General features: G+C 73.1%; 15 protein-coding genes. 7 read left to right on the top strand and 8 right to left on the bottom strand.

The genetic code is table 11. From position 1 onward, the window contains the following. Positions 1-12: 12 nt before the first annotated feature. Positions 13-663, bottom strand: a complete 651-nt coding sequence (locus V2J85_RS33990; protein WP_261957539.1) for a response regulator — start codon at positions 661-663, stop codon at positions 13-15. Between the two features lie 177 nt (positions 664-840). Then, the gene (locus tag V2J85_RS33995) at positions 841-2,058 is read right to left on the bottom strand and encodes a sensor histidine kinase (RefSeq protein ID WP_330823714.1); all 1,218 of its coding nucleotides are present in this window, start codon (positions 2,056-2,058) and stop codon (positions 841-843) included. 326 nt (positions 2,059-2,384) lie between these two features. Here V2J85_RS33995 and V2J85_RS34000 point away from each other — a divergent pair, with 326 nt between their 5' ends. The 3 genes from V2J85_RS34000 (at position 2,385) to V2J85_RS34010 (ending at position 4,964) form a co-directional block, all read left to right on the top strand. Continuing rightward, positions 2,385-3,194, top strand: a complete 810-nt coding sequence (locus V2J85_RS34000) for a 4'-phosphopantetheinyl transferase family protein (protein WP_261956834.1) — start codon at positions 2,385-2,387, stop codon at positions 3,192-3,194. A gap of 280 nt (positions 3,195-3,474) precedes the next feature. Then, positions 3,475-4,200, top strand: a complete 726-nt coding sequence (locus V2J85_RS34005) for a transglycosylase family protein (RefSeq protein ID WP_330823715.1) — start codon at positions 3,475-3,477, stop codon at positions 4,198-4,200. Between the two features lie 377 nt (positions 4,201-4,577). Further along, complete coding sequence (locus V2J85_RS34010; RefSeq protein ID WP_261956836.1) at positions 4,578-4,964, top strand: hypothetical protein; 387 nt, start codon at positions 4,578-4,580, stop codon at positions 4,962-4,964. A gap of 71 nt (positions 4,965-5,035) precedes the next feature. Here V2J85_RS34010 and V2J85_RS34015 read toward each other — a convergent pair whose 3' ends face one another. After that, entirely contained in the window at positions 5,036-5,449 is a 414-nt protein-coding gene (locus V2J85_RS34015) for a hypothetical protein (RefSeq protein WP_261956837.1), read from the bottom strand. Positions 5,450-5,700: 251 nt separating this feature from the next. Beyond that, complete coding sequence (locus V2J85_RS34020) at positions 5,701-5,988, bottom strand: hypothetical protein (protein ID WP_261956838.1); 288 nt, start codon at positions 5,986-5,988, stop codon at positions 5,701-5,703. A gap of 123 nt (positions 5,989-6,111) precedes the next feature. Between V2J85_RS34020 and V2J85_RS34025 the strand changes: the two genes are divergently transcribed. From V2J85_RS34025 to V2J85_RS34035, 3 genes are all read left to right on the top strand, one after another. Beyond that, complete coding sequence (locus V2J85_RS34025) at positions 6,112-7,248, top strand: site-2 protease family protein (RefSeq protein WP_261956839.1); 1,137 nt, start codon at positions 6,112-6,114, stop codon at positions 7,246-7,248. Positions 7,249-7,293: 45 nt separating this feature from the next. Beyond that, on the top strand, positions 7,294-8,034 hold the full coding sequence (locus V2J85_RS34030) for a PP2C family protein-serine/threonine phosphatase (RefSeq protein ID WP_261956840.1): 741 nt from the start codon (positions 7,294-7,296) through the stop codon (positions 8,032-8,034). 157 nt (positions 8,035-8,191) lie between these two features. Then, positions 8,192-9,703, top strand: a complete 1,512-nt coding sequence (locus V2J85_RS34035) for a protein kinase domain-containing protein (protein ID WP_261956841.1) — start codon at positions 8,192-8,194, stop codon at positions 9,701-9,703. A 39-nt stretch (positions 9,704-9,742) separates the two neighbouring features. On the opposite strand, the gene V2J85_RS34040 is transcribed toward V2J85_RS34035, so the two are convergent. The 4 genes from V2J85_RS34040 to V2J85_RS34055 form a co-directional block, all read right to left on the bottom strand. Beyond that, on the bottom strand, positions 9,743-10,132 hold the full coding sequence (locus V2J85_RS34040) for a hypothetical protein (RefSeq protein WP_261956842.1): 390 nt from the start codon (positions 10,130-10,132) through the stop codon (positions 9,743-9,745). Next, entirely contained in the window at positions 10,129-10,512 is a 384-nt protein-coding gene (locus V2J85_RS34045; protein ID WP_330823716.1) for a DUF6415 family natural product biosynthesis protein, read from the bottom strand. Before V2J85_RS34045 ends, V2J85_RS34040 begins: the two co-directional genes overlap by 4 nt. A 73-nt stretch (positions 10,513-10,585) precedes the next feature. After that, positions 10,586-11,776, bottom strand: coding sequence for a helix-turn-helix domain-containing protein (locus V2J85_RS34050; RefSeq protein WP_330823717.1), 1,191 nt, complete (start codon positions 11,774-11,776; stop codon positions 10,586-10,588). Positions 11,777-11,916: 140 nt separating this feature from the next. Beyond that, positions 11,917-12,855 carry a LysR family transcriptional regulator gene (locus V2J85_RS34055; RefSeq protein ID WP_261956845.1) on the bottom strand — a complete coding sequence of 313 codons (939 nt, stop codon included), beginning with the start codon at positions 12,853-12,855 and terminating at the stop codon, positions 11,917-11,919. A gap of 138 nt (positions 12,856-12,993) precedes the next feature. Here V2J85_RS34055 and V2J85_RS34060 point away from each other — a divergent pair, with 138 nt between their 5' ends. Then, complete coding sequence (locus V2J85_RS34060; RefSeq protein WP_330823718.1) at positions 12,994-14,397, top strand: MFS transporter; 1,404 nt, start codon at positions 12,994-12,996, stop codon at positions 14,395-14,397. The last annotated feature ends 170 nt before the right edge of the window (positions 14,398-14,567 follow it).

The following is a 14,567-nucleotide window of genomic DNA, read 5'->3' on the forward strand; positions in this document are numbered from 1 at the left end:
CCGCGTACGCGGCTAGATCCCCTGCTGCTGCGCCAGGATCGCCGCCTGCACCCGGCTGCGCAGGTTCAGCTTCGACAGGATGCGGCTGGTGTGGGTCTTCACCGTGCCCTCGGCGAGGTTGAGGGATGCGGCGATGGCGCTGTTGGGGAGGCCGCGGGCGATGCAGGCGAGGACTTCGCGTTCGCGTTTGGTGAGGGTGTCGAGGGCCTGGGTGGTGCCCTGCGGCAGGGTCGGGCGGGCCGACGGGGGGCGGTGGGCGAACTCGGTGATCAGGCGGCGGGCGATGGCCGGGGTGAGGAAGCCCTCGCCGTGGGCGACCTCGCGTACGGCGCCGACCAGGACGGTCGGCTCGGCGTTCTTGAGGATGAAGCCGCCCGCGCCGGCGCGCAGGGCGCCGAAGATGTACTCGTCGATGTCGAAGGTGGTCAGGACGAGGACCTCGGCGAGTTGCCGTTCGACGATCAGGCGGGTCGCGGCGACCCCGTTGAGCAGGGGCATCTGGATGTCCATCAGGACCACGTCGGGGCGCAGCTCGTCGGCCATGCGGACCGCCGCCTCACCGTCGCCGGCCTCGCCGACGACGGTGATGCCGGGATCGGTCTGCAGCACGAGGACCAGGCCGGACCGGACGGCGGCCTGGTCGTCGGCCACCAGGACCCGGATGTGCGGGGGCCGTTCGGACGATTGCTCCGCCGGCTGGTCCGTCCGCCCGTCCGCCGCCGTGTCCTGCACCAGGTCCTCCCGTATGGCTCGCCGTGCCCGTAATGCCTGCACCGATTCGTTCACGTTGGTCCGCCTCTCGGCCGCTGGGCCTCTCGTCGTCGCCCCCGTTCCGGTTCGTTAGGTGTTCTGGGTCAGGGGGAGCACCGCGCGCACCCGCCAGCGTCCCGGGGCGGTGCGGTCGGGCCCCGCGTCGAAGATGCCGCCGACCAGGGCGGCCCGCTCGGACATCCCGGTCAGCCCGGCGCCCGCGCCGGTGGTCAGCGCGGCCACCGGGCGCTGCCGGGTGCGGGCGTCGGGCAGCGCCAGCGGGCTGTCGACCGAGATGGTCAGCCGCTCGGTGCCGGCCTCGCAGCGGATCCGCACCCGGCCCGACGAGGCGTGCTTGAGGACGTTGGTCAGCGCCTCCTGCACGATGCGGTACGCGGTCACCTCGATCACCGACGAGACCTCGGGGAAGGTCTCGGGGAACTCGGTGTGGAGGGTCAGCGCGGCGGCGTCGGCGGCCGGGCGGGCCTGTTCGACCAGGGCGCCCAGGGCGTTGAGCTGCGGCCGGTCCCAGTCGTCGTCGACGCCCCGGTCGGAGCGGAGCAGCACCACCATGCGGCGCATTTCGGCCAGCCCCTGCACGCTGTTCTCCCGGATGACGGCCAGGGCGCGCAGTACCGGGTCGTCCTCCCCGGACCCGGCGGATTCCCCGGACCCGGCGGATCCGGCTTCGCCGTTCCGGTCCCGCCGGGCCTCGGTCAGGGAGAGCACCGCACTGGAGTGGATGGCGATCGCGCTGAGGTGGTTGGCCACCAGGTCGTGCAGTTCGCGGGCCATCCGGGTGCGTTCGGTCTGCAGGATGGTCTTGCGGTCCAGTTCCGCGAGCCGGTTGATCTGCGCGGCGCGCTCCCGCTCGGAGTCGGCGCGCTCCTTGTGGTTGCGTATCAGGATGCCGGTCCACACCGGGGAGATGAGCAGCATGGCGACGATGACGCCGGTGGTCACGCCCTCGGAACGGTCGCTGATGGCGATCAGGGTGATGGTGGTGGCGATGGTGACCGCGACCGTCCCGAACTGCAGCACCCGGCACAGCCAGGGCGCGCCGTACAGCGCCGCGGCGTAGAGCAGGTCGGTGTAGACCAGGACCGGGCCGAGGCCGCCGCTCGACGTCATTTCCACGAGGACGGTGGCGGTGCCGACCGAGACCGCGGCCGTCGGCAGGGTGCTGCGGAAGGCGCTCGCGGTGCACAGCACCACGACCGGCAGGACGGCCTGCCAGACGGGGATGTCGCCCATGACCCGGGAGCCGCCCAGGACGTAGAGAATCAGACAGGCGGCGAAGAAGCCCACGGCCAGTCTGAGGTCACGGAGCGGCAGGGGAGGCCGGCGCGCGTTCGTACCTCTGAAAAGACGTAACCACACACGAGGACAGTACTTCCGGGCGTTGCCCGTTCTCCTGGCCCTGGCGCCCGAATTTGGGTCGGTCTCCCGTACATCGAAGTATGTAGCCGGACATCAGCAGGAGGGATGACTCGAAGGATCCGGAGGATCTGCAAACCTTGGGCTGTCTGTATCGATCGATGTAGGTGGAATAGGGGGAGACTCCAACTGCTTGACGGGCTGCCACTCACCCAGGGCAGTCTTGGCACCGCTCACCAGTGGAGGACGGAAAGTACGTGGAAACGAACGCCGCTCTTCTCGAACTCTGTCCGGGATACCTTGACCAGGACGTCCCCGGCCGCCCGCACCACCCCGCCCGGCCCCGCCTGGCGCCCCTCGCCCCCGTCCCCATATTCATCGTCCCGATCGGCGAGGACGGCCCCTCCCCGTCGTCCCCGTCCGCTCTCGTCCCCTCCCCCTCCCTGTCGTACCTGCCCTCCGCCCCCTCCTCCGCCGGCTCGCCCTCCTCCCTCCGCGGCTCGGGCAGTGCACTGTCCCCGGACAGCTGTCTGGGGCTCAACGGCCATTCCGCGGCCACCCTCGACGACGCCTCGCGCCGCTGGCTGCTGTCCGGGCTCCCCGCCCGGGTGAGCACCGCGATGGCCGAGGCCTCCTACTGGGAGCTGTACGGAACGCGCGGCCTGCTGGTCGTGGCCTGCGGGGAGGACGCCCGGCAGATGGGCTTCTCGGTGGAGTCGGTGCGGCGCGGGAGTCCGCCGCCGCACACCCCGTGCGAAGTGCTGACCGCCCGGGAACTGCGCGCCGCGGACCGTTTCCCGGAGACCGAGCGGGAGCGGATGATCACCCGCTTCTGGGTCCGCAAGGACGCCGCCATGCAGGCCGCCGGCGGGGGGCTGTCCAGCGCTCCGGAGCGCATCGAGGCGGGCTTCCCGGCGGACCACGGCACGGTCACCGTGCCCGGCCCCTACGGCTGTGACGTTCCGGTTTCGGTACGGAACTTCACCTTCTCCCCCTCCTACGAGTTCGCGGTGGCGACCCCGGAACCGCTCCCGCTCGCCCCTTCCTTCGCCTATTCGGTCAGCTGAATGCCCGTTCCCACATCCGGCCCGGGAATCCGGTCGGCGGGGAATTTCCGCCACTGGCCGGAATTCGGGCCATAACGCGGGCGGGCGTGGGCGACGGCACCGTAACGGACCACTACGGCACCGGAAGCGGACGGGCAATGGACCACCCGGGTGAAACTCGCGCATGTCGCACCTCCCGGACATGCCGAAAACCATATTGCCGGGTTACTTGGTGCGTGCCCACCGGTCGTGGCGAGTAGCGCGTCACGGCGCCGCCGGAGCACAGCGGAGGAATCCCGTGATGCCGTCGCCCCTCGCCAAGCGATCCGCCCACACCCTCCTGTCCGTGCTGCTCGCCGTGCTTGCCGTCGTCGGCCTCGCCGCGCACCGGGCCGCCGCGGCCGCGCCGTCCGGGCCGGTGCCCGACTGGGAGCGGATCGCCGACTGCGAGAGCAACGGCCGCTGGCACATCAACACCGGCAACGGCTACCACGGCGGCCTGCAGATCGACCCCGCCACCTGGCGCGCCTACGGCGGCAGGCGCTACGCCCCGCGGGCCGACCTGGCCACCCGCTCCGAGCAGATCGCCGTCGGCCGGCGCATCGTCCGCGACCGCGGCCTCTCCGCCTGGCCGCGCTGCGCCTACACCCAGCAGTCCCCCAGGGCCTCCTCCCCGGGCCAGCAGGCCCCGCCGGCCGCCGCCCCGGACCAGCCGGCCCCGCGGACCTCCGCCCCGCCCCCGCAGACCGCGCGGACCACGGACCCGGAGCAGCAACCGCCCGCCGACGACGACCAGTTGGCCCCACCGGCCCCGTCGCCCGGGTCCCATCCCGCCGTCCGCGCCGCGGCGTACCACCACCCCAACCACGCGACCTACGTCGTCCGCACCGGTGACTGCCTCTCCGTCATCGCCGAGCGGAACCAGGTCCCCGGCGGCACCCAGGCCCTCTACGAGCTCAACAAGCACAAGCTCCCGCACGGCCCGGACCACATCTTCCCGGGCCAGCGGCTGCGCCTGCGGGCGTAGCGGACCTCCCGGGACCTCGGCGCACCGCCACCCGTACGTGGCCGTCGCCGAACTGCCGGACCGGTCAGTTCCTCCTCGCCGTCCACGCCGACCAGGACGCCGGACGAACCCGGCGCCGAGGGTGTGCAGCAGGCCATTCGCCGGGCCGTTTACCCGGCGGCGGGGAGACGGATCCGGTCGGCGCGCGGCCACCGCGGCCGGGTTTGCCGGGGTGCGGCGGTCCACCAGGGATGCCGGCAAAGCGAGGGCCGTCACGGTGAATCCAGTGGTCGGAGAGGGTGAATGAGAGGGACGGGCCGTTGCTCAGGCTTGGTACAGGCGGGCTCGCCCGGTAGCAAGACCGCGGGTTCATCCACCGCGAAGTGCAGGAGCGCACAGTGAAGAAGAGAACACGCGTCAGCATCGTGATCGCAGGAGCTTGCGGCATGCTCCTGGCCGCCGGCGGGGTCAGCCCCGCCCTGGCCTGGGACGGCGGGTACGGGGGGTTCGGAACGGGCGGCAACGTGATCGACAGCGACGTCTGGGCCTCCTTCCACTCCATCATCCGCTGCTCGCCACGGGCCCGGGTCTGCGTCAACGGACCGGTCAACTCCGGTAATACGAAGAACTCGCAGAACGTCCATATGTCCGGCAACAACAGCGACAGCGGCAGCCCGACCAACAGCAACGGCAACACCAACGTCGACAGTGGTGGCACGACGGGTGCCGAGAACCACACCGGCAACGACATCCAGCACAACGGCCCCGGATCGACCAGGATCTGACGGCCAATCGCGGCGGCCCCGCTTCCCGGTTCGTACCGGGAAGCGGGGCCGCTGTGTGTGGTGCGGACGGGTCAGGGATGCAGCTTGAGGATCTTCTGGACGGTGTTGCCGCTGCCCTGCTGGGCGCCGCTGACCAGGTTGGAGCTGTTGGTCGAGCCGTTGGTGTTCGCGAAGTTGCCGCTGTGGTTCGGGTTGCCGTGGTTGATGAAGTTGCCGCTGTGCACGCTGTTGCCGCTGTGGACCGGCCCGTTGATGCAGGGCTGCGGCGACGGCGAGTTGATCCTGGGGGACTTGTAGTGGAAATCGGCCAGGCGGTTGTTGCACATCACGCCCGAAACCATGCCGGTGATGGTGCCGAGGTCGGCCCCTACCGCCGCCGACAGCAGTGATTCGCCCGGAATGGTCACGGCCTGGGCGGTGTTGGTGCTGAGCAGCACCAGTCCGCACGCTCCGATGACGGTGCCCGCCTGCGCAAGTCTTCTCACGATGCTCCCTCGCCTGTTCATCGTTCCGATGCCAGACGTATCGTGCTGCGCCTGCCGGTCCGCATCCCCCTTCAACCCGCAGGAGGTAAAACGCTCGTCGGCCAGAATCAGCCGGGTGGCCCAACAACTCGGGCCGGGGTGCTGCCGTTAGGACGGGCCGTCCCCGGGACCTCGCCCCGGAACGCCCCACGGCGCACCCCCGGCATCGGGCCGGCCGCGGCCCCGGGGACGGCCCGCGGCCGCACCCCGGCTCAGAGCACCAGCCGCTCCGGCATCGGCTGCTTGACCCCGTCCAGCTCCAGCGTGCAGCGCGGCACGGACGGGACCAGGTGCGGCTGCCGCAGCAGGACCCGGAAGGGGTGGACGGGTTCGTCGGGCAGCTCACCGCTGAGCACGTTCATCCCCGGCGCGTGGTGTTTGCGGTAGGCGACGACCTTGCCGTCGACGAGGAGCTCCACCTCCCCGTCCCGGCCGGGACCGACGTTCACGGTGATCGAGTGGCCCCCCTGATCAAGGTGGAAGTGGTGGCTGTGCCCCATGGCGCACCTCCGGCAGAGCCCGGTACGGACGGTGCGACCGCGATCGCGGCCGTACGACCAGCGTAGGACGTCTGTCCAGCGGAGAACGCGGCCCGCGAGCGACAATGGGCGTGGGAGACGGCGATGAACGGCTCGGTGCGTGTCGGACAGGTTGCCGGGGTACCGCTGCGGATGCACTGGAGCGTGCCCCTGCTGGTGGTGATGTTCGCCTACGGACTCGGCCGGCAGGCCCTGCCCGCCTGGACCCCGGGCCGGCCGGAGGCGGTCTACGCCCTCGCCGGGGTCGTCGGTGCCGCGCTGCTCACCGGCAGCCTGCTGCTGCACGAGACCGCCCATGCCGCGACCGCCCGCCGGAAGCAGATCTCCGTCGAGGACGTGACGCTGTGGGCGCTGGGCGGGATGACCCGGATGGGCCGGCCGCAGACCGCCGCCGCGGCCTTCGCGGTCGCCGTCAGCGGCCCGCTCACCAGCCTGCTCGTCGGCGGCGTCGCGCTCGGCGCCGGCATCGGGCTGGCCCAGCTCACCGGCTGGGCCGAGGTGCCCGCGGTGGTGCTGATGTGGCTCGGCTGGGCCAACCTCTTCCTCGGCGTCTTCAACCTGCTGCCGGCCGTACCGCTCGACGGCGGGCGGGTCGTCCAGGCCGTCCTGTGGTGGCGGACCGGGGACCGCGAGCGGGCCGACCTGGCGGCCTCCAGGAGCGGCCAGGTGCTCGCCGTCCTGCTGGTGGCCGGCGGCTGGATCTCCGTGCTGCGCGGGGCGCCGGGCGGCCTGTGGATCGTCTTCGTCGGGCTCTTCGTGATGGTCGTGGCCGGTGCGGAACACCGCCGCGCCGCGCTCCACACCGAGCTGCGGGGCCTGCGGGTCGCCGACGCCATGACGGCCCCGGTGACCAGCGGCGCCGACTGGCTGAGCGTCCAGCGGTTCATCGACGAGGTGGCCGTGCCCGCGCACCACTCCGCGCTGCCGCTGCTGGACTTCGAGGGCCGCCCCAGCGGGCTCGTCCAGCTGCGCCGGCTGGCGGCCGTACCGCCGGCCGAGCGGGAGACGCTGCGGGTGCGCGAGGTGGCGGTGCCGCTGTCGCAGTGCGCGGTCGCCGCCCCGGAGGAGGAGCTCGGCGAGGCGATCGACCGGATCGGGCTGCGCACCGGCCCGCGCATCCTGGTCGTCGACGGCGGCCACCTCGTCGGGATCGTCACCGCCAAGGACATCACCCGGCTCCTGCGGCGCCGCACGCTGGGCGGCAGCGGCGGCCAGGGCTGACCACCACGGCCGGCCCGCGCCGGCCGACGAGAGACGGGACCCGCCATGCCCTACATCACCGTCACCGCCCTCAGCCATCCCGGGCTGCTGCGCGACCACAACGAGGACAGCCTGGTGGCCGGGCCGTGGACGCTGTGCGGCACGGTGACCGAGAACCCGCAGACGCTGGTGTTCCCGCTGGGCACCCCGCTCGTGGTCGCGGTCGCCGACGGCATCGGCGGCCAGCCGGCCGGTGAGGTGGCCAGTGCGCTGACCGTCCGGCAACTGGCCGCGGTCGGCCCCGGCCTCGGCAGCGAACAGGCGGTCCGGGAGGCCCTGGACGTCTGCAACCGGGCGGTGTACGCGGCCGCCGGGCGCGATCCGGAGCTGAGCACCATGGGCACGACGGTCGCCGGCGCGGTGGTGCTGCGCGAGTCCCTGGTGGTGTTCAACGTCGGCGACAGCCGGGTGCTGTCCGTGACCGAGGAGGGCCTGCACCGGATGAGCGTGGACGACAGCCCGCCGCTCGCCCCGGGCCACCGCACCACCTCCCTGGTCACCCAGGCGCTCGGCGGCACCCGGACGTACAACGAGATCACCCCGCACGTCACCACCGCCCCGCTCACCCCGCTCAACCGCTACCTGGTGTGCACCGACGGCCTGACCGATCCGGTCCCCGAATCCGAGCTCGACGACCTCCTGCGCGCCCACGACACCGGCCGGGCCGCCTTCGAACTGTGGAAGACCGCCATCGAGGCCGGCGGGCCGGACAACATCACGCTGGCGCTGATCGGCATCGGGGACTGACGGTCCCGGGCGACGGCCGGACCGCCCCCGGGCCGCCGCGGGGGCGCAGTGGGGGATCCCACACGCCCTCCCCGTACGGAACCCGCCCCCGCCCGGTGACGTCTTCGGCCGTGGTGCAAACGGTGACGGTCCGTGGAGGAACCCGGTGGAGCGCAGGATGTTGGGGCAGCGATACGAGCTGGTGGAACAGCTCGGGCAGGGCGGGATGGGGACCGTCCACCGGGCCGTCGACCACCGGCTGCGTCGCACCGTCGCGGTCAAGACGCTCTCCGCCGAGCTGGCGCGGCAGCCGGAGTTCCTCAGCCGGTTCCAGCGCGAGGCGCGGGCCGCGGCCGCGCTCAACCACCCCGGTGTGGCCACCGTGCACGACGTCGGCGAGGACACCGCGGACGGGTCCACCGAGCCCTACCTGGTGATGGAGTACGTCGAGGGCCGCACCCTGAGCCGGGTCCTCGACGCGGGCCCGCTGCCCCCGGCGCAGGCCGTCGACCTCACCTGCCAGGTGCTGGACGCGCTCGACCACAGCCACCGGCACGCCATCGTCCACCGGGACATCAAGCCCGCCAACGTGATGCTCACCGGCAACGGCACCGCCAAGGTCGTGGACTTCGGCATCGCCAAGGCGCTCAGCGAGGTGGCCACCCGGCTGACCGGCACGGGGGTGGCGGTCGGCACGCCCGCCTACCTCGCGCCGGAACAGATCAACGGCGCCGAGACCGACCACCGCACCGACCTCTACGCGGTGGCCTGCCTGCTCCACGAGCTGCTGACCGGCCGCCCGCCGTACACCGGGGACTCGCCGTTCTCCGTCATGCACCAGCACCTGGCGGCCGACCCGGTCCCGCCGTCCCGGCTCCGGCCGGAACTGCCGCCCGCCCTCGACGCGGTGATCCTCCGGGCGCTGCACAAGGACCGCGGCGGCCGGTACCCGAGCGCCGCCGCGATGCGCACCGCCCTGACCGAGGCCGTCGCCCCCGCCCACGAGCCGGTACCGGCCGCCGAACGGGTACCCGCGGCCGCCCCCGCCGCCGTCCCGACCCCCACCGCGCTCGATCCGCGGGCGGGGGCACCGGCCGGCCCGGCACCGTCGCACGACCCGGCGCCGTCGAGCGGGCCGGCCGCCGCACCGGAGCCCGTACCGGATCCCGCACCCCGGCCGCCGCGCCGGTGGCTGCCCGGTGGGGTGGTCTTCCGGCCCACCGCCGAGGGCGCGGTGGCGCTGCTCGGCTGTGTGCTGGCGCTGGTCATCTCCCGCTCGCAGGTGATCGAGGTCGGCCAGTTCTCCCGCGTCGCGCTGCTCGCCGCGGTCGCCGGTGCGGTGCTCCTGCTCTGGTCGGCGCGGCTCGCCTGCGCGGTGGTGTGGGGGCCGGTCGCCGAGGCGGTCGCCGTGTGGTCCGAACTGGCCCGCGGCTACCTGGGCTGGGACACCCACTACGTCGTCATCGCCCTGCTCCTCGCGGTCGTCGCCGCGCTGTGCCTCGCCGCCGGGTACCGCGACGAACGCGCCGGTGGCTTCGCGCTGGTGGCCTTCTGGTTCACCGCCCTGACCGCCGTCTGGTTCTTCCTCGACGACCTACGCAAGATAGGCGTCTTCTACGTCCTCCTCCTCGCCGTCACCCTGGCCATCGGCACCCAGGTCCTCAAGTCCCGGACGCGGTCGGCCGCCTGACCTGCCGCACGTAGGTTGCGACGGGGCGCTGGTGTGGGGTCAGGCCTGCCTCCCCACGAGCGCGGCGCGGACACTGCGACGATCGGTCTCACCGAAGGTCGTCGCGGTCCAACCGCCCGCCTCGACGATGCGCCGCTGGAGAACCTGCCGGTGGGTGTCGTCGCTCGCCAGCCGGCCCCAGGTGTGGATCAGGCACAGCACCTCCCGTCGGCCCGCCTCCGCCCGCATCGTGTCCAGCAGGGTGCCGAGCTGTGGGCGGTGGGTGCCCATCGCATGGTCGCCGAGGTCGATCCAGTGTCCCGCCAGCACCCATCCCATCCGGTCCGCATGGGCGTGACAGCCGGTCAGCCGCATGTCCAGCTCGGTCCGGGCCCGCATGCGGCGGCTCGCACACCGGTCGTAGACGAACGCCAGCGGGGCCCGACTCATCGCCAATCCGCCGCGGTGTGTGTGGCCAGCAGGTACTGACAGTCCCGCGTGAGGTGCCCGATCTGCACGTGTGCGGCGAGGATGTCGCGCGGGAGCCCCTGCCCGGCCCGGCGCTCCGTACCGTCGATGCGGGCCGCGAGCTCGCGCGCCTGGGTCTCGTCCCCACGACGGCTGAGACGGCGAAACTCCTGCCGGGCGAGGGGGATGAGGAGGGCGATATGCCCCCGTAACTCCTCCTGGGCCGCTGCCAGCTCGGCGCGATCCGGCCGTCCGCTGCCGAGGCGCAGCGCACGCCGGATCGTCTCGCTGATTGTCTCCACGTCGACCGGGTCGCCGCCGGTGACGGAAGACGCCGCAAGCCGTACACGCTCGGTGTCCATGCTGTGACGGTAGAAGCGTGTGACCAGCGCCTCAATGGCAGTTTCTCGGCCCCTGCGCCAGAAGTGCCAGTACCTACAAGGGGACTGACAGGGCGTCTGCCAACTCCCGCATCCGCGGGGTCAGTGTCCGGCGCTTCTGTACCACGTCGCCCAGGATGTCCTGTGCGTAACGCTGGCTGGCCAGCCACTCGGGCGCGTTCGCGTGCACGTCGGTCAGTACGTCGACTGCTTCCCCGTACTGCCTCATCATTGTGTGTGCCTTCGCCACGTCCAGCCTGTGGCGGTGGTACTCCGTCGACACCGCCAGCGCCGGCCGCTGTCGAGCCTGCGTGCGGCGGGGCCGCTTTGCCGCACGCAAGACCTTGTCCGGCTCGTCAAGGACGATGTGCCGCTCGGCCGCCTTGTAGCGCACGGTGGTCGGGCCCCACGTCGTGAGCCGTTCGGTGCCGCGTGGCAGCTCACGGCCGAGCATGACGGATACCGACTGCGCGAGGCGCATCGTGTCGGCTGCCTCGCCACGCCGGTTGTCTCGCAGGTTCGCTGCCGAAGCCTGCATCAGAAGCCACCCCCACGCCGCCAGTTCCTCCGGCGTCGCCCTCGACATGCGTGGCTCGACGTCGTCGGCCCAACGTGTCGCCAGCTCCCGCGCTGCCTGCAGCCGGCCTTGGCGGACGAGAAGCCAACTCCAGGTCGTGACAACCGCCGCTGCGCGCAAGCGGTCCGGCGCGTCGTCCAAGGCGCGCTGCAGTGCGGTCACCGCGGCGTCGAATTCGCGCACCTGCGTCAGCACCGACCCGGCGATCTGCAGCAGATGGGCGCGTACCCCGCGGGCAACGACCGAGTCCCCCAGCGCATCGGCATCGCGCAGTGCCGGCCCCAGGAGTGCCGAGAGGTCGGCGAGACGATTACTGAAGTACGCACTGCGCACGCTGGGCAGCAGGGCTTCCACGCCCTTCACCGTCGGCGGTTCCGAGGGGCTGCCGACGCCGAGCTGGACGGAGAGTTGGAGAGCACGCCATCGCTCGGCGGGTTCGACACCGCGCTGATCGTCGCGCTTCAGCAGCGTCGTGGTGGTGACGCGGAGAGCGGCCGCGAGTTTGTGGGCAGTTTCCATGCGGGTGCCCGGTGCCGCGCCCTGTTCCAACTGCCGGATGAGGGACAGGGATACCCCAGAGGCATCCGCAAGTTCTCGCTGCGTCAGCCCACGGCGCTTCCGGATCGTGCGGACGCGGGCACCGATGTGCATGTCGGCGTGCTCGGGCATGCGGCCTCCGTTCTGGCTCGACACCAGAACGGTACCCCCGGTCGTCGAGGGCGCGCGATCGAATGGCCCCGGCTTCGACCGGGGGCCGTTCGCCTGATTCCGTGCGTGGAGGGTCGGTTGCGGCACGGCCGCGCGTCATCTCAGTGGGTCGTTCCCGCCGTTGCGCTGTCCCCGCCGCGGGTGACGTCCGGCAGCGGGTCCGCCCGGCGGGCCAGGTCGATCAGGGCCCGCACGGCGGGTTCGGCCAGGCCGGGGCGGGGGTGCCAGTGGGCGACGATGGCGACCGGCTGGAGGCGTCCGGCCAGCCGCAGCGCGGTCAGCTCGCCGGCCGCCAGCTCGCGGGCGATCGCCAGTTCCGGCAGCAGGGCCAGGCCGTGTCCGTGCCCGGTCAGCCGCAGCAGCGCGGAGAACGAGCCCACGACCATCGTGAGCTGGGCCCCCGCGAGCAGGTCCCGGCCGAGGCGGTCCACCAGCATGTCGGAGGTGCAGCCCGGCTCGGCGACCAGGAAGTCGTACCCGAGCAACTCCCCGGCCGCCACCGTGTCCTGCCGGGCCAGCGGGTGGCCGGGCGCGGCCGCCAGGACGGTGCGGTCGTGGCCCACCACGGCGTGCGGGCCGAGCGCCGGCACCCCGTTGTCGTACTGGAAGACGAGGTCCAGCTCGCCCGCGGCGAAGGCGGGGTGGAGGCGGCTGCGGCCGGTCACCGTCAGCTCGATGTCGGCGCTCGCGCCGGGGCCGCCCGCGCCGTATTCCAGCGCCGCCAGCACCTCCGGCAGCCAGGCGTGGGCCAGCGACTCCTGGGCACCGATCCGCAGCCGGGGGCGGTCCCCGAGCGCGGCCCGGCGCATCCGGTCCTCCAGCACCAGCGCCTCGCGCGCATGCGGCAGCAGTCGCCGCCCGGCGTCGGTGAGCGCCGCGCCCGTCCCGCCGCGGGTCAGTACGGTCGCGCCCAGCTCCGCCTCCAGCCGTTTGAGTTGGGCGCTCACGCTCGACTGGGCGTAGCCCAGCTGCTGCGCGGCGGCGGATATCCCGCCGTGCTCGGCCACGGCGACGAAGGCACGCAGATAGCGAGTGTCCACCCGGTCAGGATGCCACCGGCCGCGGGCGCTCCTGAGGGGGCGGTGGCCTTCGCCGTGCCGTGGGCCATCGGAATTCCCGATGGGGCCATCGGAATTGCGTCGTCGCGGGCCGAACGGTCCCCGGGCGACGGTTCTCCCATGTCCACCGACCGTGCCGTGTCCCCCGGCAGTTCCCTGACCACCGACCGCTCGCCGTCCGCCCCGCCGTCCGCGCCGCCCCGTTCGCGGCTCGCCTTCGCCGGTATCGCGGCCGGGAACCTGCTCGTCCTCCTCGACACCTCCGTGCTCAACGTCGCCGTCCCCGACCTGGAGCGCGACCTCCACCCGGCGCCCGCCGCGCTGCCCTGGGCCGTCGACGCCTACACCGTCGTCTTCGCCGGACTGCTGCTCGCCGCCGGGGTGTTCGCCGACCGCTGGGGCGCCCGCCGGCTCTACCGCGGTGCGCTCGGCGCGTTCGCCGTGCTGTCCGCGCTCTGTGCCGCCGCTCCGGACGCCGGTCTGCTCATCGCCGGCCGTGCGCTGCTCGGCGCCGCCGGTGCCGGGCTGGTGCCCGCCTCGCTCGCCCTGCTGATCGCGCTCCACCCGGAGCCCGCCCGCCGCACCCGCGCCATCGGTGCCTGGACCGCGCTGAGCGGCCTGGGCGCCGCCGCCGGCCCGGTCCTGGGCGGCGCCCTGGTCGAACTCGGCGGCTGGCAGCTGGTCTTCCTGGTCAACCCGCCGCTCGCGCTGGCCGCGCTGCTGCTGGCCCGCCGGCTGCCGGCCCCGCCCGTCCGGGCCACCCGGGCCGTCGACCGCCCCGGTCTGCTGCTCTCCACCGCCGTGCTCGGGGCGCTCACCTTCGGGCTGGTCGAGTCGGGGCTCGACGGCTGGGCCGCGCCCGCCGCCTGGGCCCCGATCGCCGCCGCGCTGCTCACCTTCGCCGTACTGGCCTTGTGGGAGCGCCGGGCCGCCGCCCCCGTCCTCCCGCCCGCGCTGTTCGCCCTGCCGCGGGTCCGCATCGCCATGGTGGCCGCCGCGGTCTCCTGCTTCGCCTACTTCGGCGGGCTGTACACGCTCAGCGTGTGGCTGCAGCACGCGTACGCGCTCCCGCCGCTGCGCGCGGGTCTGGCCGTCCTGCCGCTCACCTTCCCGGTGTGTGTGATGCCGTTCTTCACCGGGCGGCTGGTGGCGCGGTACGGGGCGCGCCCGGTGCTGCTGACCGGCATGTCCGCCGCCGCGCTGGCGGGTGTGCTGCTGGCCTGCGCCGGCGGACCGCATCCGCCGCTGCCCCTCCTCGTCGCGGCGGAACTCGCGCTGGCCGCCACCGGCACCCTGTCCATCCCCGGTGCCGCCGCCGAGATGGCCGTCGCCGCGCCGCCCGAGTCCGCCGCGACCGGCCAAGGGGCCCTGAGCGGCATCCGCCAGGCGGGCTCCGCGCTCGGTGTCGCCGTCCTCGGCACCCTGCCCGGCCCGTCCGTGGCGGGCGCCGTGCTCGTCGCCGTCGGGCTGCTCGCCGTCGTCTTCCTCGCCCGGGGCGGGCGAGTGGTCCAGGGCGCCGCCTGAAAGCTGGGCAGGCGCGCAGCGCCGCCGTCCGCGAATTGGTCTATTCCTGTCTTGGTCCAGTCCATTGACGGGCGGTCGTCCGCGGGGCTATCCCATAGTGCGTATCTCGCGCCCAACACCCGTGTCAGTGGCGGGAGTTGGCGACGTCCTCCCCTCTCACCCCCCTGGGA

The sequence above is a fragment of the Streptomyces bugieae genome (genome assembly GCF_036352915.1).
GTDB lineage: Bacteria > Actinomycetota > Actinomycetes > Streptomycetales > Streptomycetaceae > Streptomyces > Streptomyces endophytica.

Bases quoted from the DNA above. Each gene is read 5' to 3' on its own strand.
- V2J85_RS34050 (WP_330823717.1), bottom strand. From the start codon at position 11,776: ATGCCCGAGCACGCCGACATGCACATCGGTGCCCGCGTCCGCACGATC.
- V2J85_RS34045 (WP_330823716.1), bottom strand. From the start codon at position 10,512: ATGGACACCGAGCGTGTACGGCTTGCGGCGTCTTCCGTCACCGGCGGC.
- V2J85_RS34025 (WP_261956839.1), top strand. From the start codon at position 6,112: ATGAACGGCTCGGTGCGTGTCGGACAGGTTGCCGGGGTACCGCTGCGG.
- V2J85_RS34005 (WP_330823715.1), top strand. From the start codon at position 3,475: ATGCCGTCGCCCCTCGCCAAGCGATCCGCCCACACCCTCCTGTCCGTG.
- V2J85_RS34020 (WP_261956838.1), bottom strand. From the start codon at position 5,988: ATGGGGCACAGCCACCACTTCCACCTTGATCAGGGGGGCCACTCGATC.
- V2J85_RS34035 (WP_261956841.1), top strand. From the start codon at position 8,192: ATGTTGGGGCAGCGATACGAGCTGGTGGAACAGCTCGGGCAGGGCGGG.
- V2J85_RS34060 (WP_330823718.1), top strand. From the start codon at position 12,994: ATGTCCACCGACCGTGCCGTGTCCCCCGGCAGTTCCCTGACCACCGAC.
- V2J85_RS34030 (WP_261956840.1), top strand. From the start codon at position 7,294: ATGCCCTACATCACCGTCACCGCCCTCAGCCATCCCGGGCTGCTGCGC.
- V2J85_RS34040 (WP_261956842.1), bottom strand. From the start codon at position 10,132: ATGAGTCGGGCCCCGCTGGCGTTCGTCTACGACCGGTGTGCGAGCCGC.